Genomic DNA, 24,011 nt, shown 5'->3' with positions numbered 1-24,011 from the left:
GGAATGCTCCCGCCAGATTCCCAGCAAAGATGAAGATAAACGCTCCGGGCGTTAGTATCCCAAAAATCATTAACACACCGTGAAGGTCTTCTTTGCTTATTTTCATACCCTCAATTAGAGTCAGGTGTTTATCATGCCTTTGCTGACCGACTTGCGCGCTCTATTCAGCACGGCCTCGACAAACTATCAGCAACTGAGGGTTTCAACTGAGCCGTCTCGATGAACGGGGCTGTCGCTCACCGTGTGGCGTCGAAAGAAAAGTCGGGTCTGGTCGTGGCTTATTCCGGACCGGAGAGCGCCGTCTCGATGACGGAGGAGTACGAGGACTCCCCGATGTTGAAGGCAGTCTGGTTGTACACTTCGCCGTCGAACTCGTCCGCGAAGACGTTCGAGAAGCGCTCGGAGAGCTGCTGGCCGTAGTCGTTGTTGACGTACAGCGTCGAGACGGTGTCGACTCTGAGGCGGTCGGACATGACCTGTGCCATGACGCGGCCCTGCAGGAAGTCAGACGGTGCAGTCCGGAAGATGAAGTCGTTGTCGTCGAGGTCCGAGACGGACAGTGCCGTCGAGGACGGCGAACAGCCGACGATCTGGTTCGGGATGAACGCCTGCTGTGAGACAGGGACGTTCACACCGGACGACGCCGACCCACACACCGAGGGCACGCCTGCGGAGACGAGCGACTGTGCGGCAGCGACACCAGCGTCCGGGGACGTCTGCGTGTCTTCGATTTCAGCAGTGACGCTGAGACCTGCAGGGTTCGCTTCGTTGACCTGCTTGACCGGAATCTGTGCGGCCTGAATCATCGGTTGCCCGACTGCTGCGAGGTCGCCGGTCTCGGGGAGGAGGATACCGACAGACATCTCGCGGTCGGAGCCACCGGGGCCACTGTCTGCGGCCGGGCCGTCACCGCCGGGGTTCGCACCCTGGAAACTCTGCTTGTCGACTTCGGTCGTGGAGTCGTTCGCTGCGTCGAACTCCCAGATGGCGTAGGCTGCCTCTGCCGGGTCACCCTTCGCGTCGAAGTTGACCGAGGAAGACGCACCCTGGTAGTCGATGTCTTCACCGTTTGCGGCCAGTTCGATACCTTCGACGAGGTCGCCGGGGCCGATGACAGTGCCGCCGGGGTTCGCCATCCGGCGCATCTGGTCCTTGATAGCCGGACCGGAGTTCTCACCGGCCGCGGCGTTCGCGAGAAGCTGAATCGCGACGGAGTCGTAACACTGCGACGTGAAGACGCCGGGTGCAGCGTCGTATTCGTCTTCGAACAGTTGGGTGAACGTCGACTGGTTCGGACCACCTGCCGCCGGTGCCGTTCCGGTCACGTTCGACATCTCGTTACCGACCTGTCCGGGCATCGACCCGGAACGCAGTCCGTCAGGAACGAGAATCTCCTCGCTTCCGTCGGAGGCGCTGTAGTAGTCACGGAACAGTTGGATACCACTCTCGGGGTACCCAATGACGACGAGTCCGTCAGGTCCAGCGGAACCGCCTCCGCCACCGATACATCCAGATAGTCCAGTCAAGCCTGCCGCGCCCGCGGCTCCCACTCCCTTGAGGAAGTCGCGGCGTACGATATCACGTACCATGTGTGAGCCAATAGCAACTCCTCCTTATAAATTTAACTCCCTGAGTTTCGAAATCAGTGGGTATTGCGGAAGACCGTAGTACGAACGCCGTCTGTCTGTCATCGTCGTACAGTATGTATTAAATACGACACTGGTCAACGCGGAAATCGCTGCGTTCAAACCCGTTGCGTGGTCTCTTTGGAGAGATGACTATCCCGTCGTTCGTCATCGGCATCGCCGGGGGCAGTGGTGCCGGAAAGACCACCGTTGCCCGACTCATTACCGAAAACGTCGGTGAGTCTGTGACGCGGATTCCGATTGACAACTACTACAAAGACCAGAGTCATCTCGACATGGCCGAACGCGAGGAGACGAACTACGACCACCCGTCTGCGTTCGAGTGGGACCTCTTGCGCGAGCAACTGGCGGAGCTGTTGGAAGGTCGTGCTGTCGAGATGCCGCAGTACGACTTCGAAATCCACAACCGCAAACCAGAGCGTGTGACCGTCGAACCCACCGACGTCATCATTCTCGAAGGGATTCTCGCGCTCTACGAAGAGGACGTCAACGAGATGCTCGACCTGCGTCTCTACGTCGAGACGGACGCGGACGTTCGAATACTTCGCCGTATTCAGCGCGACGCTATCGACCGCGGCCGCGACTTACAGGGCGTCATCGACCAATATCTCTCGACGGTCAAGCCGATGCACGAGCAGTTCATCGAACCGACGAAGAAACACGCAGACCTCATCATCCCCGAGGGAGCAAACAGTGTCGCGGTCACGCTCCTCGAGGAGAAAGTCCAAGCCGAAGTCGAAGGTGACGAGACGCGGACGTGGGAACGCGAAGCAATCGAACAGGAAGTCAAAGAGCGGACCGACTTCGACGTGGCTGACGACTAAGCGGTCGCGTCGAGCCGAAAGAACAGTGCTTCGCTGTAGTTACGCTTTCTTGCCCTTCACGAACTTGTCAGCGCCCTCGTAGAACCAAAAGTCGTTCTCGCGCATGGCCTTCCCGACGGCCTTGTGGAGTTCGACGAAGTCACCGAACTCCTCGCCTTCGACGTGCTCGAAGATGTCTGCGAGCGAAACGACGCGCTCGTAGTCGAGTCGAATCGGGTCGTCACCGAACTCGTCGACGAACTCGGCTTTGTTCAGCGGAAAGTCTTCGTCTTCGTCGACTTTCTTCGCGATGACTGCCTGGCCGTACTTCCGTCCACCTTCGCTCCCTTCTTCGCCGTCCGGGTCGTGTGGCCAATCCATACCCGACGATTGGGAGGCCGATTCAAAGCCGTTACGCATTTGTTGGTATCTGTCATGCGAACCCTCTCTGTCTCATCTTGTGTGGTGACTCTCAGTTCGAGAGAATGATATCGAATTTACATTTTCTCCGGCTACTTCTCTACACACATGAACGACGCCGAGACGTCGCACCCGTCGCCGACGATACGGTTCGAGGGTGGACTCGTTCCGCCTGTGGTGTTCTTCGTCGCGACCATGGCTGTCACGACAGTCGCCGTGCTGTTCGCCGAGCGATTCGTCGGTGTCGGTCCGATGTCACCTGTCGAGCGCATCCTCTACTTCGCCGTCGCGTACGGCGCGATCGGTCTCATCGCGCTCGGTGCGCTCTATCGAGAAGAACTCCGGCCGTCTGACGTCGGTCTCTCGCTCCAAAACGTGGTTCCGGGCGTCCTCCTAGTCGTCGCAATCTGGGGCGGTGCAAACCTCCTGGGTGCCGCCACCACCAGTGAGACCGTCGTGTTCAGCCTTCCACCTACGGTGACTGCCGTCACGTGGGCGACCCTGGTCGTCAGCCAACTCGCCTTCGTCGGTCCAATCGAAGAACTCGCCTTCCGTGGATACTTCCAGAACAAGTTCGTCGCACTGTTCGGTGGCGGGTCGAACCGAGTGCGGAAAGCGGCGGGGGTTCTCGTCGTCACGGTGATATTCGCCCTCTGGCACATCCCGCAACGCCTCGTCATTCAGGGTCTGTCCGTCTCTGAGCTCGTCCCCTCTGTCACGGTTCTCTTCGTAATCGGACTGTTCTTCGCCATCCTCTACGAACTCACACGGAATCTGGTGTTCACTGGCGTCCTCCACGGGACGTTCAACACACAACTCGTCGTGACGTTCACCGAGAGTGGCGCGCCAGTCACCGAGGTCATGACGTTCGTCTGGCCGCTCGTGATACTCGCCGCACTCGGATATCGGCGATGGGCAGGGGTGGCACGCCGAGGTGATTTCAGCACCCAGTCCGGGCCGTCAGTTGTGGGCCCACGTGAGGACGACGGGGTTCTCAGCGGGGTAGACGACTGAGTCGTATCCGTGTCTTTGAACGGACGTCCCCTATGGCGTTCTCGTCGACGGCGTTCTCGTCTGCCGGTCGACCGGGCTACAGTACGAACGGACCACGCTGGCGAATCGGTTCGCCGTGTGGTCGGCCGGAGATGACGACGACTCGGAGTGTTCCATCGGTCTGAAGTTCGACGGGTCGCGCGTCGGTGACCGGGAGGACGTCGCCTCCGGCGAACGCCGCACCGTCGACTGTCCCCTCACCCTCGATACCGTAGAGGAACCCTGCCCACCCGTCCGGCATCGACCACGTCCACGAATCGGTGACGACGACGTCGAGGTACTCCATCGGCGTGAGGAGGTCGATGGGCGACCCATCGCCGACGACTGTCGTCACCGTGGCACCGTCTCGTTCTTCTGTGGGGAGCTGGTCGGCCGTGGCGTCGACGTAGTCTGGCTCGACGTCCTTCTCGGCGCGCGGCAGGTTCACCCAGAGCTGCAGCCCCGTACAGCCCCGACCGTCCGCCGGAAACTCCGAGTGACGGATGCCGCGTCCGGTCGTGATTCGCATGGCGTCTCCCTCGGAGGCAGTGTTCGAGACGCCGAGAGAGTCCTCGTGGTCCATCCCGCCGTCGAGCATGTAGGAGACGATTTCGAACCCGCGGTGAGGATGCATCGGAAATCCCGTGTCTGGGTCGATGTAGAACTGCTCGAACAGCACGAACGGGTCGAGCGAGGACGGATAGCTGTTCGTCGGGAACGCTCGGTTCGAGTTCACGCCCGTCCCGTGTCGGACGAGTTCTCCCGATAGCGGAGTCGATGGGTCCGACTGTGACTCGTTAGCGTCCATGGTCGAGGTTGGTTCACTGGCCCGTAAACCCTGTTGGAACCGGTCTCTTGGGAGGTGAGTGGTCGCGGTGGGACTGGGATTGCTGTGGGGGAGTGGGACTGGGATTTGAACTCACTCGCAACGCTCCGCGTTGCTCGCTGCTCAAATCCCAGTCTGGCACCGATTCGACGCTCACGAGGGCGAGCACACACGCTACGCGGTGCTCGCCGGGTAGTTCGCGTCAGAATGCGGTGGGACTGGGATTTGAACCCAGGATTCCGTGAGGAAACCTGCTTTCAAGGCAGGCGCGTTAGGCCGCTCCGCCATCCCACCTTCGGCCGACACTTTCTATTCAGGTACCTAAGACCTGTCGTTCTCGTTCAATCGCGGACGAGTTCGAGAACCCCGTCGGTCGATTCGACGCGAAGTCCTGCTTCGAACACGAACGTCGTCGTGTGCTCGGGGACGACGCGTTCTGCTTCGACGCGTGAGCGAAGTATCGGAACGAGCGTCGCGAGGTCCGCACCCGTCTCGACGACCGGCAGCATCTGGGTGTAGTCGAGTCCCAACTCGGCGTCGTCAGCACGCGCTGCGAGCGTCTCGACTTCGGGTTCGTCGTAGGCGTCGGTGAAGTCTATCGGTTCGCGGAACCCCGAGAAGAAGGTCCGACCTTCGGTCGTCGGGCCGAGGACGACGGGCGTACTGCGGAGTTTCATCGCCGCGCTATCGATGTGCGTCCGGCCCAGTTGCGGGACGTTGGGGCGGACGACAGCGACCGAGTGAACCTCTTCGTTGGTGAGTAGATGTGTGACGGTGTTGCCGGCACGGGCAGAGAACGTGGACCCGACCTGCGGTTCGAACCGGACGCCGTCGGTGCCGCCGAGTGCCTCTGCGACGACGCTCCGAATCTCCGCTTCCGAGGAGTGGTCGGTGACGAACTCGTCTGGGACGTCGTCGTCGGTACGGTAGTTGACGAGGAGGTCGCCGCCGGACCGCTCGACTGCGACGCAGATGTCTTTGAGCATCGCGGTGTAGAACTCCGCGGCCTCTTGTTCCGTGAGCGGACTCGTCTCCGCGAGGTCCGGAAGCACCAATCCGGGTCGCGGTGGTTCTGCGAGAACGGCGATGACGGTCATACCCTCATCTCACGCCGGCGAACCCTTGAACCCGCCGCTTCCCCGTGCCCGGTTCAGCGGCTTCGACGGCCTTTCGTCTGGCGGTAATCGCGCCCGAAGACGGACTCGGTGACGTGTTCGACGAACGCGTCGGTGTCTGCGTCGGTCTGTTCGGCAGGCTCCATCATCGGGACGAGTTCGAACCCGCGGCCGCGGATGGTCGTCGCGTGTTCGGCTTCGACGTCGAAACTGTCCGCGGAGCGCGTGGTGTAATCGAACGCGAGCGCCTCCAGTGCGGCCTGTCCCACGGGAACGATGATGTGCGGGTTTATCATCCGAATCTCGGCGTTCAAGAAGGGTTCACACGTCGCTATCTCGTTGTCTGTCGGCCCGCGGTCTGGGTGTCGGCAGCGAGTGAGATAGGTCAGAAAGACGTTCTGCACGTCGGGTTCTTCGGCGTCGGGGTCGGACCGAGAAAAGCCGAGTTCGGCGAGGATGTGTTGGACTCGCTCGCCCGCATCGTCGCCGGTGAAGGGGACGCCGGTTCGCTCTGCGGCCGCGCTCGGTGCCTCACCGACGAAGAGGAACTCCGCACCCACATCGCCGTACCCGTGAACGACCTGCTCGCGGGCCTCACAGAGGGCGTCGCAGTTGGTGCAGTCGGTGTCCATCGAGAAGGGGTTCCGGAACTGGCGTTGGTGTGCGTCCACGCCCCTACGTTCGACTGTGGAAGCAAAACCGACTCGGTCTGTACAGGCGGTGTCGTAGTCGCTCAGTCGAACGCTGCCGAGCACAGCTCGGCATGCTCGATTTCACTACGTTCAATCGAACTCCGTGAGACTACTGTCTCACGTGCCCGACTTCGCTGCGCTCAGTCGAACGCGGACAACGACGCATCCCGCCCCGGCGAGAGATACCGCCGAATCCGAGTTCGGTCCCATCCCAGTGGCGAGACGACGCTCTCTGTCGCTCGAATCAACAGGCGGTCGTAGTAGGACGTATCGACAGCATCGACACCGGGATGTTCGAAGTCGAGTCGGACTCGGTCGGTGCCGCGGCCGTCCTCGTTGGCGACGACGTACCGAACGGACTGGCCCGGTTCGCGGGGCACGCCGAGCGATTCGGAACGCTTCCCAGCGGCGGCAACGAGCGTGTTTCGGTCGTAGTCGTCGGGCGCACGCGAGAGACGACTCGTCACGAACAACTGGTCGGTCGGAACGTCCTGTCGACGGAGTCGAGCGCGGTGTTTGACGAGTCGGTCACAGACTGCCGCCGAGTCGCGGTGTCTATCGAGTGTCGCAATCAGGTCGCGCTGGGCGTCCGCGACGAACTCGGGTGTGCTTCGCTGGCGAATCTCGATGCCTTTGTAGACGTATCTCCCATCCCTCGTTCGGCCGAAGTATCGCGTGAGCGCGCCGCGGTCCATCTCCCGCGTCGGGACGAAACACACCCAGTCGTAGGTCGCTTCGACTTCGAGCGGAATTCCACAGTCGTCGGTCACGGTGGCAGCGATAGCCTCGGGCGACTCCGGGTCCTCGCGCGTCGCGGCCAACCAGAGACTATCCACGATGCCGTGGACGACGCGCCATCCGCCTGCTTCGGCCGTCTCTTTGGCCCGCAAGAGCAGGTCGCGGGCGACGGCGTTGATGGCTTCGTGGCACTCGATACGGCCGAACTTCGCGTTCCGATAGCCCTGATAGCCGAAACACGAGACGAGGACCCACTTTATCGCGCCAGATTTCGCTCGCGCCGACGCGGCAGCGGATTCGTCACCTCCTGTCTCGGCCTCGCGAATCTCCCGTTTGAGGCGCTGTCTGTCGGTGAGGAGTGGTTCGAGTACGTCGGGGAGAAACCCACGATGGTCACAGATGGTGTAGCCGAGTTCGGGGATATCGGCGCGCCCGGCGTGGCAGTCGCATCCGAGCGTGTCCGGCGAGATGTTCCACTCGCAGATGATTCGGGGGTACAACGAGGCGAAGTCGAGTTCGACCACGTCCTCGTGGAGGCCGACTTTCGGGTCGAACGTGAACCCGCCTCGGTCGGCGGCGTGGAGCGTCTCGACCGACTTGAACGTCTCCGGCCGGCGTTTGTTCCACGGAACGAGCACGCCCCGCGCCATCGCCTCGCGAATCTGCATCGCCGTCAGGACGTTTCCGATGCTCGCCCACGACGCCTCCTGAAGCGGTTTCCACGAGCGCTCGACGAGATAACACAGCCCGTCGAGTCGCGACTCGGCCCAGAGAAAGCTGTTTCCTGTATCGACGATAGCCCGCCCCGGAACCGCGTATCTAGCCGGCGAGTGTCGAACCGTCCCGTAACTCACGACGGTGTTCTCGCCAGCGAGTCGTTCGACTCCGCGCTCTGGGTCGCGACTGAGCGGGCAGTCGACGCCGAGCGCCGCCGCGCGGTCACGGAGGAGAGGTAAGAGACGTGCCGAACTCACGACGAGTACGTCCGGGTCCTGTTCGGCCAGTGTGGTGGCCACCGCTTCCACACACTCCTGTTCGTCGCCATCGACCGGGTCGCCGCCGACAGAGAGCGCCGAAAGGTCGCCGTCTGCGAGCGATTTCTGCGGAAGCGAGAGCCGAAGTGTACGGGGACGGCGAGCTGGTATCGGTGGCGTGTCCGTCTGTACGCAGTAGCGAAATCCGGGGGAGAGGTCTACGTTGTAGAAGCGAACGTCGCCGGGTGGAACGCGACCGAGCAAGTCGTCACGGAGTCGGCGGGCGAGGTGACGAACACCTCGGGGGGCCACGACTGCGACGCGGAGCACCTCGGTTCGCTCGCGCGAGTCGAGGCGGGGGTACAGTCGGTCGTATCCGACCGCGGCGACAGCAGGGTCGGCGGAGAGTCGGCGTTCGAGGGCAGCGAGGACCGACTCCGGACCGGCGACGTAAAACACGGGTGTGTAGTCGGTCACGCGTCGCGGCCGGGCACCGCCGTCGGTCAGATACCACTCGACGACGTCGTCACCGTCGAAATCGACCGCGAACACGGTTACTCGTCCGTCTGTTGGGTACTGTCGACGCGCTCACGGAGGCGACGCAGTTCGCGTTCCTGTGAGAGGAGCATCGAGAGGACGACTGCGCGGTGCGGGTCGGCGGGGTTCGCGTTGCCTGCCGCGGCGGCGTGCTCGCTCGCACGCGAGAACAACCGGTCGAAATCGGCTTTGTCCTCGGCGCGGAGAGCGCGACGGAACGGTGCCCACGACTCCCGGTAGCGACGGAGGGCGTCGCGGAAGGTCGGATTCGTCCGGCCCATCAGCAGCCCTCCATCGCCACCGCGTCGAGTGTCGTGATGGACGCCGGGCCGACGTGAGCGAGGTCTTCTTCGGGTGCGACACCGAGTAGTTCGACCCAGTACGGAATCGTCGTCTGCCAGTAGTCGCGGTGGTGGTAGACGAGCGTCTGCACGTCGTCGCCGGCGAATGCGACGCCTTCGCGGGTATCGTGAGACTCGATAGTTCGGTCTGCGGCGTCGGTCAGAGCGTCGGTGAACACGTCGTCTGTCCCCGCGCGGGCGGTGACGAGGACGGGGACCGACAGCGATTCCGCGAGCGCGTCGAGGATGGTCAGGGAGGCTTCGAAGAGCGTCCGCGCCTCACCATCCGGGACGTCCGGGTCGCGATAGAGCGCCGGGAGTCGCGGGACGACGACGAGCGACGTCCGCGACGAGATACGACCCGGAAGCGACGAGACGAGTTCGTGGTGTTGGTAGGCGGTGAACGCCCGTGCGATTCGGAGGCCGCGGAGTGTTCGTCTGGACTGTGCGTGGTCGTAGAGCGCGTGTGTGACGGCGTCGTTCCGCGAGTCGACCCAGTAAGCGCTCCCCTGCCGCCGAGCGAGTTCGGCAGTGACCAGTCGGTAGAGCGCGTTGGGTGTCTCTCCGGAGCGACGGAGCAGCGTCACACCGGGTTCGAGTCGCGGACACGCCGAGAGCGTGTCAGTTCCCATCTCGTCTACACTGTCGCTGTGACGCGTGTAAAGTGCGAGCCATGGATGCAGAGTGAAAGTGAAATCCGCAGAGACTGTCGTCTCGTGAGGCGTGTGTTGTGCTAGCGCGCAAATCGGCACTGGCGAGTGAGTGAAAGTGAACGCAGAACGGTCTGCTGGTGGACGAGAGACGACCGACGTGACTCAGCGGTCGAGGCCGCCTTGGGACTTGATGTCCATGATGTGGCGGACGTTGAGGTAAATCTCCTCGGGTGAGGTGTCGCCGTCGGCGTCGTACAGGTCGCTGACGCGGTAGAGGATGGCCGACACCTGCCGACTCTCCGAGGAGTCACCGTAGATGTCGTCGGCAATCTCCCGGAGGAACGCCACCTTCTCGGAGTCTTCTGGAAACTCGGCGTCAGAGTCGGGGGCCATCTCCCAGTCTACCTCGTCAGCGTCCGGGGGAGACTGGCCGCCGTCGCTCATTGCTGACTGACCCGCCGACGCTGGATGATACCCGTCATGTCGGCGACGTTCTCGGTCATCACGCGGAACGCGTCGGCCGTCTCGTCGTCTTCTTCGAGCACGATTGGCTTCCCGCCGTCGCCGCCCTCGCGGACGGCTGGGTCGAGTGGGAGTGCACCGAGGAACGGCAGGTCGTTCGCCGCGGCGAAGTCGCGGCCGCCACCCGCGCCGAAGATGTCGTGACTGCCGCCACAGTCCGGACACCGGAACGTGCTCATGTTCTCGACGATGCCGAGGACGTTCGTGTCGTGTTTGCCGAACATCCGGAGGCCCTTGTTGGCGTCGTCGAGGGCGACGGTCTGCGGCGTCGTGACGACGACCGCGCCGGTGAGTGGGAGCGTCTGGAGGATGGTCAGTTGCGTGTCACCCGTCCCTGGCGGGAGGTCGAGGATGAGGTAGTCGAGACTGCCCCACTCGACGTCTTCGACGAGTTGGGTAATCAGTTGGTGAACCATCGGGCCGCGCCAGATGACCGGGTCGTCTTCGCCGACGAGGAAGGCCATCGAGATGAGTTTCACGCCGTACTTCTCCGGTGGGATGATGGTCTGGTTCTCCGTCGCCTGCGGCGCTTCGTCGGCGGCGAGCATCCGCGGGACGTTCGGCCCGTAGATGTCGGCGTCGAAGAGACCGACGCGCGCGCCGAGTTTCGACAGACCGGCGGCGAGGTTGACCGCGACGGTCGATTTGCCCACGCCACCTTTGCCGGAGGAGACGGCGATGATGTTCTTGACGCCTGGGAGAACTTCCTCCTCGGGCGCGCGGTCTGTCGGTACCTTGGCCGTGAGGTCCGCTTCGAGACCTTCTTCGGCGAGTACCTCTCGAATCTGGCGGCCGATTTTCGACTCCGTCGGGGAGTACGGTGCCCCGAGTGCGAGTGAGATGCGGGCAGTGTCGCCGTCGACTTCGATGGCGTTCACGAGCCCGAGCGAGACGATGTCGTCTCCGAGGTCGGGGTCTTCGACCGCACGTAAGAGGTCACGTACGTCGGATTCGTCCATGTCCGTCCATCCGGTGGTGTGGCCGATAAGGGTTTTGTAAGGTCTCACCCGGTAGTACGGGTGACACGACTTTTGTACGGCTGGGACGGAAACCACCTCGAAACGGATGTGTAGATGGAACGAACGCTGGCTCTCTCCCGCGCATGGTAACCAATACCAGTTACGTCGACACTGGAATCGACAGCGAATTTATCAACATACACTGCCAGAGTTCGAGATATGGTGCTGGTAGACGACTTCGGACGTGAGGTAACCGGAGTCCGTATCTCTCTGACCGACCGATGTAATTTCGACTGCGTCTACTGCCACAACGAGGGGTTGGGCGACACGCGCGGTCCGATGGACCCCTCCGACGAGGAGATGAGTGCCGACGACGTGATTCGATTCCTCGAAGTCGTCGAAGAGTACGGCGTCCGCAAGGTGAAGTTCACCGGCGGCGAACCGATGCTCCGCGCCGACCTCGAAGAGATAATTCGACGGACTCCCGACTCGATGGAGACGTCGCTGACGACGAACGGAACCTTCCTCGGTGACCGCGCCGACGACCTGGTCGACGCCGGCCTCGACCGAGTAAACGTCTCACAGGACGCGCTCGACCCCGAAGCCTTCGCCCAGATTACGAAGTCCGGCGCGTACGACAAGGTGATGGAAGGTGTCAAAGCGGCCGTCGAAGCAGGCCTCACGCCCGTCAAACTCAACATGGTCGTCTTCACCAAGACGGCCGGATACGTCGAGGAGATGGTCGAGTACGTCGCGGAGAACGAAGGCCTCCAACTCCAACTCATCCAGTACATGCCCGAACTCACCGGACGACCGGAGTGGAACATCGACATCGACCGCGTCCATCGGTGGTTGACCGACCTCGCAGACGACTTCGAGACGCGCGACATGCACCACCGCCGCCGCTACTACGTCGGCAAGGGGATGGTCGAAATCGTCGACCCCGTCGAGAACCCCGAGTTCTGTGCGAACTGCCACCGCGTACGCGTGACACACAGCGGCTACCTCAAAGGCTGTCTGAACCGCAACGACGACCTGCGGCCGATGGGTGAGATGACTCGCGACGAGATTCGCGAGACCTACGAAGCAGTCGTCGCCAATCGCGTCCCCTACTACGGCGAGTACATGGTCCGCGACGACGAGGGCGGTTGGGTCGTCAACGAAGAGTACATCGGCGTCTGAGAGGAGTACATCGGCGTCTGAGTCTCCAGCGCACCTGTCTTCGGCGTCTGTCGAGCGGACGAAGTTTTCTCGGCAGCGAACGTATCGGCATTCATGACCCCCGCCGTCGAGCGACTGGTCCTGGCTACTGATGGAAGTGAAAACGCCGTCCGCGCGGCGGACCACGCCCTCTACCTCGCCGGCGTCTTCGGTGCGGAACTACACGCCGTCTCCGCCGTTGGTGCACCCGAACGGACGCTCGCTCGCCTCGCAGACTCGGTTCGAGCGAAGAGCGCCGTCGAAGCGGAAGAAGCAGTCGCCACAGTGACCCGGAAAGCACTCGCGACCGACGTTCCGACGAAGACGACGGTCGTCGACGGTCCACCAGCGAGGGTCGTCACCGAGGCCGGGAGTGACGCAGACCTGCTCGTGGTCGGCCGACACGGCCACACCGGTCTCGGACGATTCCTCGTCGGGTCTGTCACCGAACGTGTGCTGGACGACCCGCCGGCACCGACACTGGTCGTGCCGGCCGAAGCGGACGCGACACCGAACTACGAGACGATTGCACTCCTCGTGGACGACTCGCCTGTCGGCCGAACCGCCGCGACGACTGCGGTCGCTGTCGCGAGGGCGACGGGAGCGAAACTCGACCCACTCGCCGTCGTCGACGACCGCTTTACTGACGCACCGGGACTGCGCCGCGTGCTCGAAGAAGAAGCACGACGACTGCTCAAAGACGTCGCTGTCGAGGCGGCCCGTGCGGCCGTCGAATCCACGGCCACCGTTCGGACGGGCGTTCCGGCGGCCGAACTCCTCGACTACGCCGACGAGACGCGCGCGGACCTCGTCGTCGTGGGAACTGACGCCTCCCGGTCACTCGACAGACACGTCGCGACGGGCGTCGCTCGGCGCATCGTCCGACGAACGACCGTTCCAGTCCTCGTCGTCCCGACGAAGCTCGCGACCGAGAAGGTGTCTGCAGACGAGACGAGGGACGTCGAACACGACACGAACACGTCGGGTGCAGAGTTCAGTGAAGACAGCTCAAACCCCGAATTTAGCACTAAGAGTGACTCTGTGCGTCGGACAGAGTTCGAATAAATCTCGAGTGTGTTTTTTGAAGTTTCGTTCAATTTATATCTATCCGGTCCTCCGGTACCCGTGTTGATTGTACGTTCAGTCAGTCGAGGCTCACTCGGCGTGAACGTCTCTCGGTGTCCCACACACCACTCAACCGAACACCCACCGAACACCTACCGAACACCCACCGAACACCCACCGAACACCTACCGAACACCCACCGAACACCCACCGAACACCCCACAACCACCTCTCAACACTCCCGTTTCCCACTCCATGAAATTCTCACGTCCACTCGTGGTCTTGCTGGTCGTCTTGGTCGCAATCCCGAGTCCAGCGATGGCCGGTATCGTCGGTGAACCGAATCTCCAAGCGTACGCGCCGAGCAACAAACTCGTTCCTGGCCAAGAGACGTCGCTGAACGTCGTGGTCACGAACTACGGTGGCGACACCGAGTACCGGAAGTTCTCCTCCTCGGAGAGTTCCGCGTCGCTGTCGGACCAAGAGCGCGCCAAACTCGAAGCGCAGGTTCGGTCCGCACGCAACGTCCGACTCACGCTCGAATCCGGTGACGCACCCGTCGAGGTGAACACCGCGACGCTTCCGGTCGGTGACATCGCACACGGAACACAGCGTCAGGCGACGTTCTCGGCGTCAGTCAAAGAAAACGCCGCACCGGGCACCTACGACATGAACCTCGTCGCCACCTTCGAATACGACGAGTCCGTCCGCGACAACGGCGACGTCCAGAACGAAGAAGAGAAATCGGTCTCTATCCCCGTGACCGTCGTCGTCGAAGAAGCACCGCGCTTCCAAATCGTCTCCGTCGAGACCACCGCCCAAGTCGGCAGCAGTGGGACGACGACCGTCACGATGCGCAACATCGGTAGCCAGACGGCCTACGACTCGTCTGTCGCGCTCACGTCACAGAACGCCGAGGTTATGTTCGGCCAGTCTACGACGGCGAGCAGATACGCCGGTGAGTGGGCCGTCAACGAGACGCGCCGCCTCGAATACGAAACGACTGTCGCACCCTCGGCGGCCGTCCAACAGTACGCGCTCTCGGCCGTCGTCAACTACGAAGACGAAGACGGTGTGCCACAGCAGTCGAAGAACCGTGCGACCGGTGTGACGCCGGTCGCCGAACAGTCGTTCTCGCTCGAAGCGACCGACTCGACGCTCCGTGTCGGCCGTGAGACGACGGTCGGTGGAACTATCACGAACGACGGACCGCAGACAGTCCACGACGCAGTCGTTATCGTCTCGTCGAACTCCCCCAACACGAACATCAAAGAGACCGAGTACGCTCTCGGCACGCTCGAAAACGGTGAGTCTGCGGACTTCGACTTCTCGGTCGAAGTGACCGACTCAGCAGACGCCGGGCAGCGGCAACTGAGTTACACCGTCGAGTACCGCGACGAAGATGGCGACACACAGCAGTCCAAGCCACTGTTGATGAACGCCGAGGTGAAACCCAAACAGGACCTCTTCGGCGTGGAGACGAAGAACGGAACGCTCGAAGCGGGCAGTTCGGAGACCGTCACGCTCGTCGTGACGAACAACGGCGACGAGACCTACCGCAACATCGACGCGAAGGCCTTCGCCGACAGTCCGCTCTCGCTCGACGACGACACGGCGTTCATCCAGGAACTCGCCCCCGGCGAATCGGCCGAGGTTCCGCTGGAACTGTCCGCCGGCTCCGCTGCGAGTCCGAAGACCTACTCGTTCGACATCGACTTCGAGTACGAGAACGAAGACGGTGAGCGCAAACTCTCCGACTCCTACCCCGTGGCCATCGACGTGACCGAATCGACGGGTGGTGGCGGCCTCTCGATGCCGCTCGTCGGCGGCATCGTCGTCGTCCTCGGCCTCGGCATCGTTGGCTTCCTCTGGTACCGCCGGTAACCGACCCACCTCTCTCCCACAATGATTGACTACGAAGTGTACGTCGACCGCCTCGGCGAGTACATCACCGAGAACCCCGGCAGAGTCGTCGCGCTGTTCTTCGTGTTGACGCTCGTCTTCGGGGCCGGCCTCGGAAACATCTCGACCGACGCCGGGACCTCGCAGTTCACCAACGACTCCCCCGCACAGGAGGCGCTCGACGACGTCAACCGTGAGTTCTCACCGGCGTTCGAGACGAGTACCGGGAGTACGCAACTCATCCAACGGAGTTCGAACGTCCTCTCGAAGCAGTCGATGCTCGACATGTTGCGCCTCCAAGAGCGCATCATGGACCGTCCGCACCTCCGTGCGACCACTGCGTCGAGTGTCGCTTCGACGGTCGCACGGACGCTCGACCCGTCGGCGACGACACTCGACGAACAGATTGCAGCCCTCGAATCTGCGTCGCCCACTGAGGTTCGGGCCGCGGCGAAGCAAGCGACCGCCAACCCCAACGTGGCGTCGCTTCTGAGCAACGATTTCAACCGCGAGTCCGTCCGCGCGTCCTCGACTATCGGCGTCGTCAGCCACGAAGTCCCAGGAATCTCGTCGAGTGCCGGAACCTCGGGCACGAGTCCGATGACCGACATCCAACTCGAGATTCAGACGATGACGTCCGTCTCCAACAGTGATATCCGCGTGTTCGGCAGCGGTATCATCTCCAGTGAACTGGGGAACGTCATCGCCGACTCGCTGTTGCTCGTCGTCCCGGCGGCGGTGCTTCTCATCTTCGGGTTCCTCGTCATCGCCTACCGTGACCCAATCGACCTCTTACTCGGCGTCGTCTCGCTCGGCTTGGCGATTATCTGGACGTTCGGGTTCATGGGTCTCGCGGACATCCCGTTCAGTCAGATGCTCATCGCGGTGCCACCGCTCCTCTTGGCGGTCGGTATCGACTTCGGACTGCACGCCGTCAACCGCTACCGCGAAGAGCGGGTGAAGGACGTCGCGCCCGTCCCCTCGATGCGGACGACGGTCAGACAGCTTTCGGTGGCGTTCTTCATCGTCACCGGAACGACGGTGCTCGGGTTCCTCGCAAACGTCACGAGCGACCTCGCACCCATCCGTGACTTCGGTCTCGTCGCGGCAGTCGGTATCCTGTTCACGTTCCTCGTCTTCGGGGTGTTCCTGCCGGCGGCGAAACTCTACGTGGACCAACTCCGGCAGAAGTACGGCGTGCCCGCGTTCGCGTCGACACCGCTCGGAACCGAAGGCGGCTATCTCGCACGCGTTCTCTCGGTCGGTGTCGTCATCGGCCGGCGCGCGCCACGTGCCTTCCTCGTGGTCGTCCTCGTGACGACAGTCGCTGCCGGTGCATACGGAACGGGTGTCGACACGTCGTTCTCACAGGAAGACTTCCTCCCGCCGGAAGAACAAGCCGGCTATCTCCAACAACTACCCGAACCGTTCAAACCCGGCGTCTACACCGTCACGAAGGACCTCAACTACCTCGAAGACACCTTCGAGAGTACGCAGGGAGACAGCGTGACGATATACGTCGAAGGGCAGTTACGGGAAGACTCCTCGCTAGAGATGATTCACCGCGCCGGCGAGAACCCGCCGGAGACGTTCGTCACCGAAGACCGACGGGCGCAGTCGACGAGCATCGTCACCGTCATCCAGAGTTACGCGGCACAGGACCCCGAGTTCGCGGCGCTCGTCGATAGAAACGACGCGAACGGAAACGGCGTCCCAGACGACAACCTCGACACGATATACGACGAACTCCTCTCGTCGCCAGTCTCCGGACAGGCGTCGTCGTACATCACCGACGACTACCGCAAGACGCGTATCGTCTACACCGTCGAAGGTGACGCCGAACAGGACGCAATCGTCGCCGACGGACGAGTGGTCGCCGAGCGCCTCCGGATGGACGGGACGGCGACCGGAAACACCGTCGTGTTCGACGCCGTCTCTGACACGATTTTCCTGTCCGCAATCGAGAGTCTCACCGTCGCGCTGATAGCCACGGCGATATTCTTGGTCTTCATCTACCAACTCCTCGAAGGAGAGTGGACGCTCGGCGTGGTCAACCTCGTCCCCATCGTCGTCACGCTCGCGCTCCTCGCGGGGTCGATGCGCTTCTTGGGTATCCCACTGAACGCGCTGACTGCGACGATTCTCGCCATCGCCATCGGGTTGGGTATCGACTACTCTGCCCACGTCGTCCACCGCTTCGCCGACGAGTACAACGAAGGAGGAGACCTCTACGAAGCACTCCACCTCACCGTCGGCGGGACCGGTGGCGCACTCACCGGGAGTATGCTCACCACGACGACTGGCCTCGGCGTCCTCGCAATCGCCATCACCCCCGTCCTCGGGCAGTTCGGTATCGTGACCGCGCTGAGTATCTTCTACTCGTACCTCACCGCGGTCGTCGTCACGCCACCAGTTCTCGTCGTCTGGGAGCGGTTGACGCAAAACGAGACGACCGCTTCGGCCCCAACGTTCCCCTGACGCTCACCTCCTATGAACAGACCACCCCGCACGACTTCGGCCCGACTCCACCACACTCGCACCGCGCGCAGACCGACCAGAGAACCGAACGACAGAGAACCGAACGACAGAGAGATGAACAGTCGAAAACCGTACGCACGCGTCGAATCGCACGCGAGTCGCCACGTCGACTCGGCCGCAACAGATTCACGGCTCCCACGTGACGAAACAGGACGAACGGAACGCTGATGAGCGAGAACCAACCGACTTCACATATGTCCGGACTCACGAAGATTCGCCCATGGCTGGCCGCGTTACTCGGCCTCGCAGTCACCGGATTAGGTCACCTCTATCTGCGTCGCTGGCGACGTGCCGCCCTCTGGGTCGTCCTCGCGTTCAGCATCTCTGTCTTGTTCGTCCCGACCGGGTCACTCGAAGCGTTGGCGACGGGTGGCCAACTCCCGCCACTCGTGGATGTCCTTCCCATCCTCGCTGTGAGTCTCATCAGCGTCGCCGACGCGTTCTTGCTCGGAATGAAGCAAGTGAACGACGCACGCCGTGCCGAAACGGTCGACGAGGACGAGACTGCCTCGTGTCCGAACTGTGGCCGCGACGTCGACCCAGAACTCGACTTCTGTCACTGGTGTACGACCCGACTCGACGAACCGAGAGACGACTGACCCACTCGCATCCGAGATACCAATGAACGACGACCGAATCGACACTGGACGAAGCGAGACGGAGCAGGCGATTATGGACGCCACGCTCGTCGCCCTCGCGAAACACGGCTACGCCGACCTCTCGATAAAGAACATCGGGACGGAGTTCGAAAAGAGTACCTCGCTTCTGTACTATCACTACGAGAACAAAGACGAACTGCTCTTGGCGTTTCTCGACTACGTCATCGACCTCTTCGTCGCGACGATAGACCCGTGCGCCGACGACCCAGACGCGGAACTGCGGACGTTCGTCGAACACGTGCTCCCACCGAAGCACCCCGAAGATGGCGGCGACGTCGAACCCGTCGCACCACCAGGGATGAACGAACCGGAACTGTTCCAACGAGTCATCTTCGAACTGCGGACACAGACCATCCACGACGACGCCTATCGCCAGAAGTTCCGCGAGATGGAGTCGTACATGATAGACACCATCGCGACGCTCATCCGCCGAGAGATGGACGCAGGGCACTACCGCGAGATGAACGCCGAAGTGATGGCCGAGAACTTGATGGCGTTTCTCTTTCGGAGTCTCGACGTTCGCGTCACCGGCACGCGACCCGAGTCCGCCCACGCGATGCGCGAGTCGGTCTACTTCCTCCTCGACAACGTGATGCCGCCGGGAGACGCGCACCCCGGCGACATCGCCACTGCCGACGACGATTGCGGCGTCTAAACCCGCTGACGACGATTGCGGCGTCTAAAACAGCCGTTTTCTCTCCCGACGTTACTGCTCGGGATTTTCGACGAAGTCGACGATAGCCTGCGCGCCCTGGAACCCGTCGTCGAGACGGCCGACGAGTTCACCGTCGTCGAAGAGGAGGAGCGTCGGGACGCTTCGGATGGTGTACTCGTCTGCGATGGACATGTCGGTCTTGGGGTTTATCATCGCGACGACGACGTCGGTCACTTTGGCGACGGTTCCGAGGACCGGCTCGATGCTCTGACAGATGGCACACCCGCTCGTGTAGATGTCGAGGAGGACGCGGTCGTGTTCGGATACGAGGGCGTCTAACTCGTCTTTCGTCTCGATGCGAACGGGTTTCGTCGGCGCGGTGGCCGCGTCTGTCGAACTCATTGTCCAGAATACGTAACTGGGGTAGTTATGATTTTGGTGACACGGCACAACACACCACAACCGCCGCGTCGGGCACTGTCCCGCCGTACCACGGGGGATGCCTTTCGTGACGTTTAAGTAACGGCCCCGTCTCGTATCGCATGCAATCGCTGTAGGGGTGTAGACCCCGAGTCCGATAGGGCGAAGATAACACGAACGCAGTGTTGCGGTAGCCAAGCCTGGCCCAAGGCGCTGGGTTGCTAACTCAGTGGCGTCAAGCCCCCGGGGTTCGAATCCCCGCCGCAACGCTCACAATACGAGACTTTCCAAGTCATGAGTGCAGAAGAACCACAGGACGGCTCTCCGGAGGAGGAAGAGGACCTCCGTTACTTCATCCGAATTGGTCAGACCGACCTTGACGGAACGAAGACGGTAGAGCGCAGTCTGACGGACATGAAGGGTATCGGCAAGCGCACTGCGCGCATCATCGCCGACGCCGCGGAAGTCGACCGAACAGCGCTGTTCGGTAAGCTTCCCGAAGACGAGATCGACTCGGTCGTCGATGTCGTCGAGAACTTCGAGGACCACTCTCCCGAGTGGATGGTCAACCGACAGAAGGACTTCTTCTCCGGCGAGACCAACCACATCACGGGTTCGGACCTCGAGGAAAAGCGTCGACATGACATCAACCGCATGAAGATGATTAGCTCCTACAAGGGCGTTCGACACCAGCGCGGCCAGAAGGTTCGCGGCCAGCGGACGAAGTCCACTGGACGTACCGAAGGCACCATCGGTGTCAACGTCGAGGAGATCAAGGAGGCGCAGGCTGAAGAATGACGACTGGTAAAAACACCAAGTTCTACGAGACTCCGAACCACCCGTACCAGGGCGAGCGTATCGCCCAGGAAGCGGACCTCCTCTCTCGCTACGGTCTCAAGAACAAAGAGGAACTCTGGCGCGCGCAGTCCGAACTGCGCAACATCCGCCGTGAGGCACGTCGCCTCCTCGGCGAAGCCCAGGGTGACACCGAAGAGGCAGAGGCGCTCGGTGCCGAGTTCATGGCACGCCTGCGCCGCTACGGGATTCTGTCGGCGGAAGACGACATCTCCCAGACGCTGCGCCTCGACGTGACGGACATTCTCGAACGGCGCTACCAGACCATCGCCTACCGTAACGGCATCGGTCAGACGCCACAGCAGGCACGTCAGTTCATCGTCCACGGACACGTGACGATCGACGGCGCCCGCACGACTGTTCCGTCCCGCAAGGTGGAAGTCGACGAAGAGGACACCGTGAGCTTCGACGAATCGTCGCCGCTCTCGGACGAACTGCACCCTGAGCGCGCGGAGGCCCAAGAATGAGCGAATCTGAAACTGGTGACAAGTGGGGAATCGCCCACGTACACGCATCGTTCAACAACACGCTCATCACGGTGACTGACATCACGGGCGCCGAGACGATCGTCAAATCGTCCGGTGGTTCCGTCGTCAAGCAGAACCGTGACGAGGCATCCCCGTACGCGGCCATGCAGATGGCCGAGAGTGTCGCTGACCAGATCAAGGCAGCGGGCATCTCCGGTCTGCACGTTCGCGTCCGTGGTCCCGGTGGCAATCGGAACAAGAGCCCCGGACCCGGTGCACAGGCAACGATTCGCGCCCTCGCTCGCGCCGGTCTCGAGATCGGTCGCATCGAGGACGTGACGCCGATTCCGCACGACGGAACTCGCGCGCCCAAAAACAGCCGACTCTAACACACCATGGCAAACGACTTCGAGGTCGAGTTCATCGAACGCGATGACCGACGCGCACGATTCGTCGCGCGAGGTCTCTCCCCGGCGTTAGCCAACGGTATTCGTCGCGCGATGGTCGCCGACGTGCCGACGTTCTCTATCGACACCGTTCGATTCGTCGAGAACACGTCGGTCATGTTCGACGAAATGATCGGGCTTCGGCTCGGTCTGGTTCCGCTGACCACGCCCCTCGACGAGTTCGAGCCCGGTGACACCGTCACCGTCGCGCTCGAAGTCGACGGGCCGGCGACTGCGTACTCCGGGGACATCGAGTCCGCGGACGACATGGTCGTCCCCGCGGACGAGAACGTCCCGATTATCGAGCTGAAGGAAGGTCAGCGCCTCGAGTTCGAGGCGGATGCCGTCCTCGGCTACGGGAAAGACCACGCCAAGAACCAAGGCGGGGTCGCAGTCGGCTACCGACACCTCCAGCAAGTGGAGGTCGTCGGCGACGCCGGCGAGTTCGACGAACAAGAACCGAACATTCTCCGCGGCGTCATCGAAGAAGTCGCTGCCGAACACGCCGCCGACGAGGACGCCGAAGACGGTGACCTCGTGGCGACGAGCGAGTTCGACAACGACCTGACGAAGCGGTATCCCGGTAAAGAGGTCGAAGTGAACGACGTGCCGGAAGCGTTCGTCTTCAGTGTGGAGACGGACGGTTCCTTCACGGTCGATGAGCTGGTGCTTCGCGCCGTCGCCTCCCTTGGTGACCGCGCAGCCGAGCTCGAAGAGAAGGTCTCACTGTAAGAATGATTACTGCCCCGTACCACCACCGACGTTCGCCCACCCCGCGAGCAGTCCAACCCGCCGACAGCATGGCGTGTGACTGCCTGACGGTGGCCGGTCGGACCGAAGGTGTTTTTACGGGGCATGAAGTACAGCGGAATGCTTGCAGGGATAGCCAAGTCTGGCCAACGGCGCAGCGTTCAGGGCGCTGTCTCATAGGAGTCCGCAGGTTCAAATCCTGCTCCCTGCACTCCGCTTTCTCTCTGGAGGTAGACAATGAGTAAGACGAACCCGAGACTCAACAGTCTCATCGCCGAGCTGAAGGCGGTCTCGCGTGAGTCCGGTGCCAACGTCTGGCAGGATGTCGCGGACCGTCTCGAAAAGCCACGGCGCACCCACGCGGAAGTCAATTTGAGCCGTATCGAACGATACGCTCGGGAAGACGAAACCGTCGTCGTGCCCGGCAAGGTGCTGGGTAGCGGTGTGCTGCAGAAAAACGTCACAGTCGCTGCTGTGGACTTCTCGTCCACCGCTCGAACGAAGATCGAGCAGGTTGGCGACGTCGTGACGCTCGAACAGATTGCTGAACAGAACCCCGAAGGGTCCAACGTGCGGGTGATCCGATGAGCCTCGCAGAATTTGACGCCGACGTCGTCGTCGACGCCAAGAACTGCATCATGGGCCGTGTCGCCTCGGAGGTCGCTCAGCGCGCCCTCGCAGGCGAGAAGGTCGCCGTCATCAACGCGGAAGACGCCGTCATCACCGGTTCGAAAGATGACGTCATGAGCGTCTACCGCAAGCGCGCCGAAGTTGGGTCGGACCAGGGTCCGTACTACCCGAAGCGTCCCGACCGCATCTTCAAGCGTGCCATCCGTGGGATGGTCCCGTACAAGAAGCCCCGCGGCCGCGAGGCGTTCTCGAACGTCCGCGTCTACGTCGGCAACCCGTTCGACGAAGACGGCGTGATGCTCGACGAGACCTCGCTGGACCGCCTTTCGAACATCAAGTTCATCTCGCTCGGAGAGGTCTCCGAGAAGCTGGGTGCTAACGTCACATGGTAACGAACACGTCCGGGAAGAAGAAGACCGCAATCGCTCGCGCGACCGTGCGCAACGGTGAAGGTCGAGTCCGTATCAACTCCCAGCCGGTCGAGCTGGTCGAGCCGGAGATGGCCCGCCTGAAGATGCTGGAACCGTTCCGCATCGCTGGCGAGGACCTCCGCTCCCAGGTCGACATCGACGTGCGCGTCAACGGCGGCGGCGTGGCCGGTCAGGCCGACGCAGTCCGCACCGCGCTCGCTCGAGGGCTGGTGCAGCATCTCAACGACGCGGAACTTCGCGACGCGTACATGGAGTTCGACCGCTCGCTGCTGGTCAACGACGTTCGCCAGTCCGAACCCAAGAAGTGGGGCGGACCAGGTGCACGCGCTCGCTACCAGAAGTCCTACCGCTGAGGTGATCTAGCCATGATGATTCCCGTCCGGTGTTTCACTTGCGGCAAAGTGATTGGCGAACACTGGGATGAATTCCAGGCCCGTGCTCGCGAGGGTGACGAGGACCCTGCAGAAGTCCTCGACGACCTCGGGGTCACTCGTGCCTGCTGCCGGCGGATGATGGTATCGCACAAAGACCTCGTGGATGTCGTGTCACCCTACCAATGATGCAACGGTACAACCGATACGAGAAAGCCCGCATCCTCGGCGCGCGAGCGCTGCAGGTCTCCTACGGCGCACCCGTGCTCGTGGAGACTGAGCAGACCGAACCGATATTAATCGCCGCTGAGGAGTACGATGCAGGTGTCCTCCCGTTCACCGTGAAACGAGAGGGTAAGTGATA

Annotated in this window: 28 protein-coding genes and 3 tRNA genes; 19 read left to right on the top strand and 12 right to left on the bottom strand. The window is 62.2% G+C overall.

What is annotated here, in order from left to right; all coding sequences use genetic code 11:
* Positions 1-278 precede the first annotated feature (278 nt).
* Positions 279-1,589, bottom strand: coding sequence for an ABC transporter substrate-binding protein (locus GJR99_RS15420; RefSeq protein ID WP_151113716.1), 1,311 nt, complete (start codon positions 1,587-1,589; stop codon positions 279-281).
* Positions 1,590-1,774: 185 nt separating this feature from the next.
* On the opposite strand from GJR99_RS15420, the gene udk reads away from it, so the two are divergent.
* On the top strand, positions 1,775-2,470 hold the full coding sequence (gene udk, locus GJR99_RS15415; protein ID WP_151113715.1) for a uridine kinase: 696 nt from the start codon (positions 1,775-1,777) through the stop codon (positions 2,468-2,470).
* Positions 2,471-2,509: 39 nt separating this feature from the next.
* Here udk and GJR99_RS15410 read toward each other — a convergent pair whose 3' ends face one another.
* Entirely contained in the window at positions 2,510-2,830 is a 321-nt protein-coding gene (locus GJR99_RS15410) for a DUF5785 family protein (protein ID WP_151113713.1), read from the bottom strand.
* 147 nt (positions 2,831-2,977) lie between these two features.
* On the opposite strand from GJR99_RS15410, the gene GJR99_RS15405 reads away from it, so the two are divergent.
* Complete coding sequence (locus tag GJR99_RS15405) at positions 2,978-3,883, top strand: CPBP family intramembrane glutamic endopeptidase (protein WP_151113711.1); 906 nt, start codon at positions 2,978-2,980, stop codon at positions 3,881-3,883.
* A gap of 76 nt (positions 3,884-3,959) precedes the next feature.
* Here the strand turns inward: GJR99_RS15405 and GJR99_RS15400 are convergent, their stop codons facing one another.
* The 9 genes from GJR99_RS15400 to GJR99_RS15360 form a co-directional block, all read right to left on the bottom strand.
* The gene (locus GJR99_RS15400) at positions 3,960-4,709 is read right to left on the bottom strand and encodes a pirin family protein (protein ID WP_151113709.1); all 750 of its coding nucleotides are present in this window, start codon (positions 4,707-4,709) and stop codon (positions 3,960-3,962) included.
* Between the two features lie 228 nt (positions 4,710-4,937).
* Positions 4,938-5,021: transfer RNA gene (locus tag GJR99_RS15395), tRNA-Ser, on the bottom strand.
* A gap of 47 nt (positions 5,022-5,068) precedes the next feature.
* Entirely contained in the window at positions 5,069-5,824 is a 756-nt protein-coding gene (locus GJR99_RS15390) for a DUF2064 domain-containing protein (protein WP_151113707.1), read from the bottom strand.
* A gap of 53 nt (positions 5,825-5,877) precedes the next feature.
* Positions 5,878-6,513 carry a uracil-DNA glycosylase gene (locus GJR99_RS15385; RefSeq protein WP_151113705.1) on the bottom strand — a complete coding sequence of 212 codons (636 nt, stop codon included), beginning with the start codon at positions 6,511-6,513 and terminating at the stop codon, positions 5,878-5,880.
* Between the two features lie 161 nt (positions 6,514-6,674).
* The gene (locus GJR99_RS15380) at positions 6,675-8,798 is read right to left on the bottom strand and encodes a type B DNA-directed DNA polymerase (protein ID WP_151113702.1); all 2,124 of its coding nucleotides are present in this window, start codon (positions 8,796-8,798) and stop codon (positions 6,675-6,677) included.
* 2 nt (positions 8,799-8,800) lie between these two features.
* Complete coding sequence (locus tag GJR99_RS15375) at positions 8,801-9,064, bottom strand: hypothetical protein (RefSeq protein ID WP_151113700.1); 264 nt, start codon at positions 9,062-9,064, stop codon at positions 8,801-8,803.
* On the bottom strand, positions 9,064-9,756 hold the full coding sequence (locus GJR99_RS15370) for a hypothetical protein (RefSeq protein ID WP_151113698.1): 693 nt from the start codon (positions 9,754-9,756) through the stop codon (positions 9,064-9,066). The genes GJR99_RS15375 and GJR99_RS15370 overlap by 1 nt, the downstream gene beginning before the upstream one ends.
* 183 nt (positions 9,757-9,939) lie before the next feature.
* Positions 9,940-10,221: a hypothetical protein gene (locus GJR99_RS15365; protein ID WP_151113696.1), complete on the bottom strand. Its 282-nt coding sequence runs from the start codon at positions 10,219-10,221 to the stop codon at positions 9,940-9,942.
* Positions 10,218-11,258, bottom strand: coding sequence for an Mrp/NBP35 family ATP-binding protein (locus GJR99_RS15360; protein ID WP_151113694.1), 1,041 nt, complete (start codon positions 11,256-11,258; stop codon positions 10,218-10,220). The genes GJR99_RS15365 and GJR99_RS15360 overlap by 4 nt, the downstream gene beginning before the upstream one ends.
* 219 nt (positions 11,259-11,477) lie before the next feature.
* Between GJR99_RS15360 and moaA the strand changes: the two genes are divergently transcribed.
* From moaA to GJR99_RS15330, 6 genes are all read left to right on the top strand, one after another.
* Positions 11,478-12,440 carry a GTP 3',8-cyclase MoaA gene (gene moaA / locus GJR99_RS15355; protein WP_151113691.1) on the top strand — a complete coding sequence of 321 codons (963 nt, stop codon included), beginning with the start codon at positions 11,478-11,480 and terminating at the stop codon, positions 12,438-12,440.
* A 93-nt stretch (positions 12,441-12,533) separates the two neighbouring features.
* On the top strand, positions 12,534-13,523 hold the full coding sequence (locus GJR99_RS15350) for a universal stress protein (RefSeq protein ID WP_151113689.1): 990 nt from the start codon (positions 12,534-12,536) through the stop codon (positions 13,521-13,523).
* Positions 13,524-13,778: 255 nt separating this feature from the next.
* Positions 13,779-15,407, top strand: coding sequence for a COG1361 S-layer family protein (locus GJR99_RS15345; RefSeq protein WP_151113687.1), 1,629 nt, complete (start codon positions 13,779-13,781; stop codon positions 15,405-15,407).
* A 21-nt stretch (positions 15,408-15,428) separates the two neighbouring features.
* A complete protein-coding gene (locus tag GJR99_RS15340; RefSeq protein ID WP_151113685.1) occupies positions 15,429-17,903 on the top strand; it encodes an efflux RND transporter permease subunit in 2,475 nt (824 codons plus the stop codon).
* A gap of 254 nt (positions 17,904-18,157) precedes the next feature.
* On the top strand, positions 18,158-18,562 hold the full coding sequence (locus GJR99_RS15335) for a zinc ribbon domain-containing protein (RefSeq protein WP_151113683.1): 405 nt from the start codon (positions 18,158-18,160) through the stop codon (positions 18,560-18,562).
* A 22-nt stretch (positions 18,563-18,584) separates the two neighbouring features.
* The gene (locus tag GJR99_RS15330) at positions 18,585-19,277 is read left to right on the top strand and encodes a TetR/AcrR family transcriptional regulator (RefSeq protein WP_151113681.1); all 693 of its coding nucleotides are present in this window, start codon (positions 18,585-18,587) and stop codon (positions 19,275-19,277) included.
* A 51-nt stretch (positions 19,278-19,328) separates the two neighbouring features.
* On the opposite strand, the gene GJR99_RS15325 is transcribed toward GJR99_RS15330, so the two are convergent.
* Positions 19,329-19,679 carry a thioredoxin family protein gene (locus tag GJR99_RS15325; RefSeq protein ID WP_151113679.1) on the bottom strand — a complete coding sequence of 117 codons (351 nt, stop codon included), beginning with the start codon at positions 19,677-19,679 and terminating at the stop codon, positions 19,329-19,331.
* A gap of 202 nt (positions 19,680-19,881) precedes the next feature.
* On the opposite strand from GJR99_RS15325, the gene GJR99_RS15320 reads away from it, so the two are divergent.
* The 11 genes from GJR99_RS15320 to GJR99_RS15270 all read left to right on the top strand — a co-directional run bounded on the left by GJR99_RS15320 (position 19,882) and on the right by GJR99_RS15270 (position 24,009).
* Positions 19,882-19,966, top strand: a tRNA-Ser gene (locus tag GJR99_RS15320).
* 25 nt (positions 19,967-19,991) lie between these two features.
* Positions 19,992-20,495 carry a 30S ribosomal protein S13 gene (locus GJR99_RS15315; protein WP_151113677.1) on the top strand — a complete coding sequence of 168 codons (504 nt, stop codon included), beginning with the start codon at positions 19,992-19,994 and terminating at the stop codon, positions 20,493-20,495.
* On the top strand, positions 20,492-21,019 hold the full coding sequence (locus GJR99_RS15310) for a 30S ribosomal protein S4 (RefSeq protein ID WP_151113675.1): 528 nt from the start codon (positions 20,492-20,494) through the stop codon (positions 21,017-21,019). Before GJR99_RS15315 ends, GJR99_RS15310 begins: the two co-directional genes overlap by 4 nt.
* Positions 21,016-21,408, top strand: a complete 393-nt coding sequence (locus tag GJR99_RS15305) for a 30S ribosomal protein S11 (protein WP_008320582.1) — start codon at positions 21,016-21,018, stop codon at positions 21,406-21,408. Before GJR99_RS15310 ends, GJR99_RS15305 begins: the two co-directional genes overlap by 4 nt.
* Before the next feature lie 6 nt (positions 21,409-21,414).
* The gene (locus GJR99_RS15300) at positions 21,415-22,197 is read left to right on the top strand and encodes a DNA-directed RNA polymerase subunit D (RefSeq protein ID WP_151113673.1); all 783 of its coding nucleotides are present in this window, start codon (positions 21,415-21,417) and stop codon (positions 22,195-22,197) included.
* Between the two features lie 144 nt (positions 22,198-22,341).
* Positions 22,342-22,426: transfer RNA gene (locus GJR99_RS15295), tRNA-Leu, on the top strand.
* Between the two features lie 26 nt (positions 22,427-22,452).
* On the top strand, positions 22,453-22,803 hold the full coding sequence (locus tag GJR99_RS15290; RefSeq protein WP_151113671.1) for a 50S ribosomal protein L18e: 351 nt from the start codon (positions 22,453-22,455) through the stop codon (positions 22,801-22,803).
* Positions 22,800-23,237 (top strand): 50S ribosomal protein L13, encoded by a 438-nt coding sequence (locus tag GJR99_RS15285; protein ID WP_151113669.1) that lies wholly within the window; start codon positions 22,800-22,802, stop codon positions 23,235-23,237. Before GJR99_RS15290 ends, GJR99_RS15285 begins: the two co-directional genes overlap by 4 nt.
* The gene (locus tag GJR99_RS15280) at positions 23,231-23,629 is read left to right on the top strand and encodes a 30S ribosomal protein S9 (RefSeq protein ID WP_151113667.1); all 399 of its coding nucleotides are present in this window, start codon (positions 23,231-23,233) and stop codon (positions 23,627-23,629) included. Before GJR99_RS15285 ends, GJR99_RS15280 begins: the two co-directional genes overlap by 7 nt.
* Positions 23,630-23,641: 12 nt before the next feature.
* Positions 23,642-23,836, top strand: a complete 195-nt coding sequence (locus GJR99_RS15275) for a DNA-directed RNA polymerase subunit N (RefSeq protein WP_151113665.1) — start codon at positions 23,642-23,644, stop codon at positions 23,834-23,836.
* On the top strand, positions 23,833-24,009 hold the full coding sequence (locus GJR99_RS15270; RefSeq protein ID WP_151113663.1) for a DNA-directed RNA polymerase subunit K: 177 nt from the start codon (positions 23,833-23,835) through the stop codon (positions 24,007-24,009). The genes GJR99_RS15275 and GJR99_RS15270 overlap by 4 nt, the downstream gene beginning before the upstream one ends.
* The last annotated feature ends 2 nt before the right edge of the window (positions 24,010-24,011 follow it).

The organism is Haloferax marinum, from assembly GCF_009674625.1.
In the GTDB taxonomy this organism is placed as follows: Archaea; Halobacteriota; Halobacteria; order Halobacteriales; family Haloferacaceae; genus Haloferax; species Haloferax marinum.
This window is presented reverse-complemented; position numbering and strand designations above follow the sequence as displayed.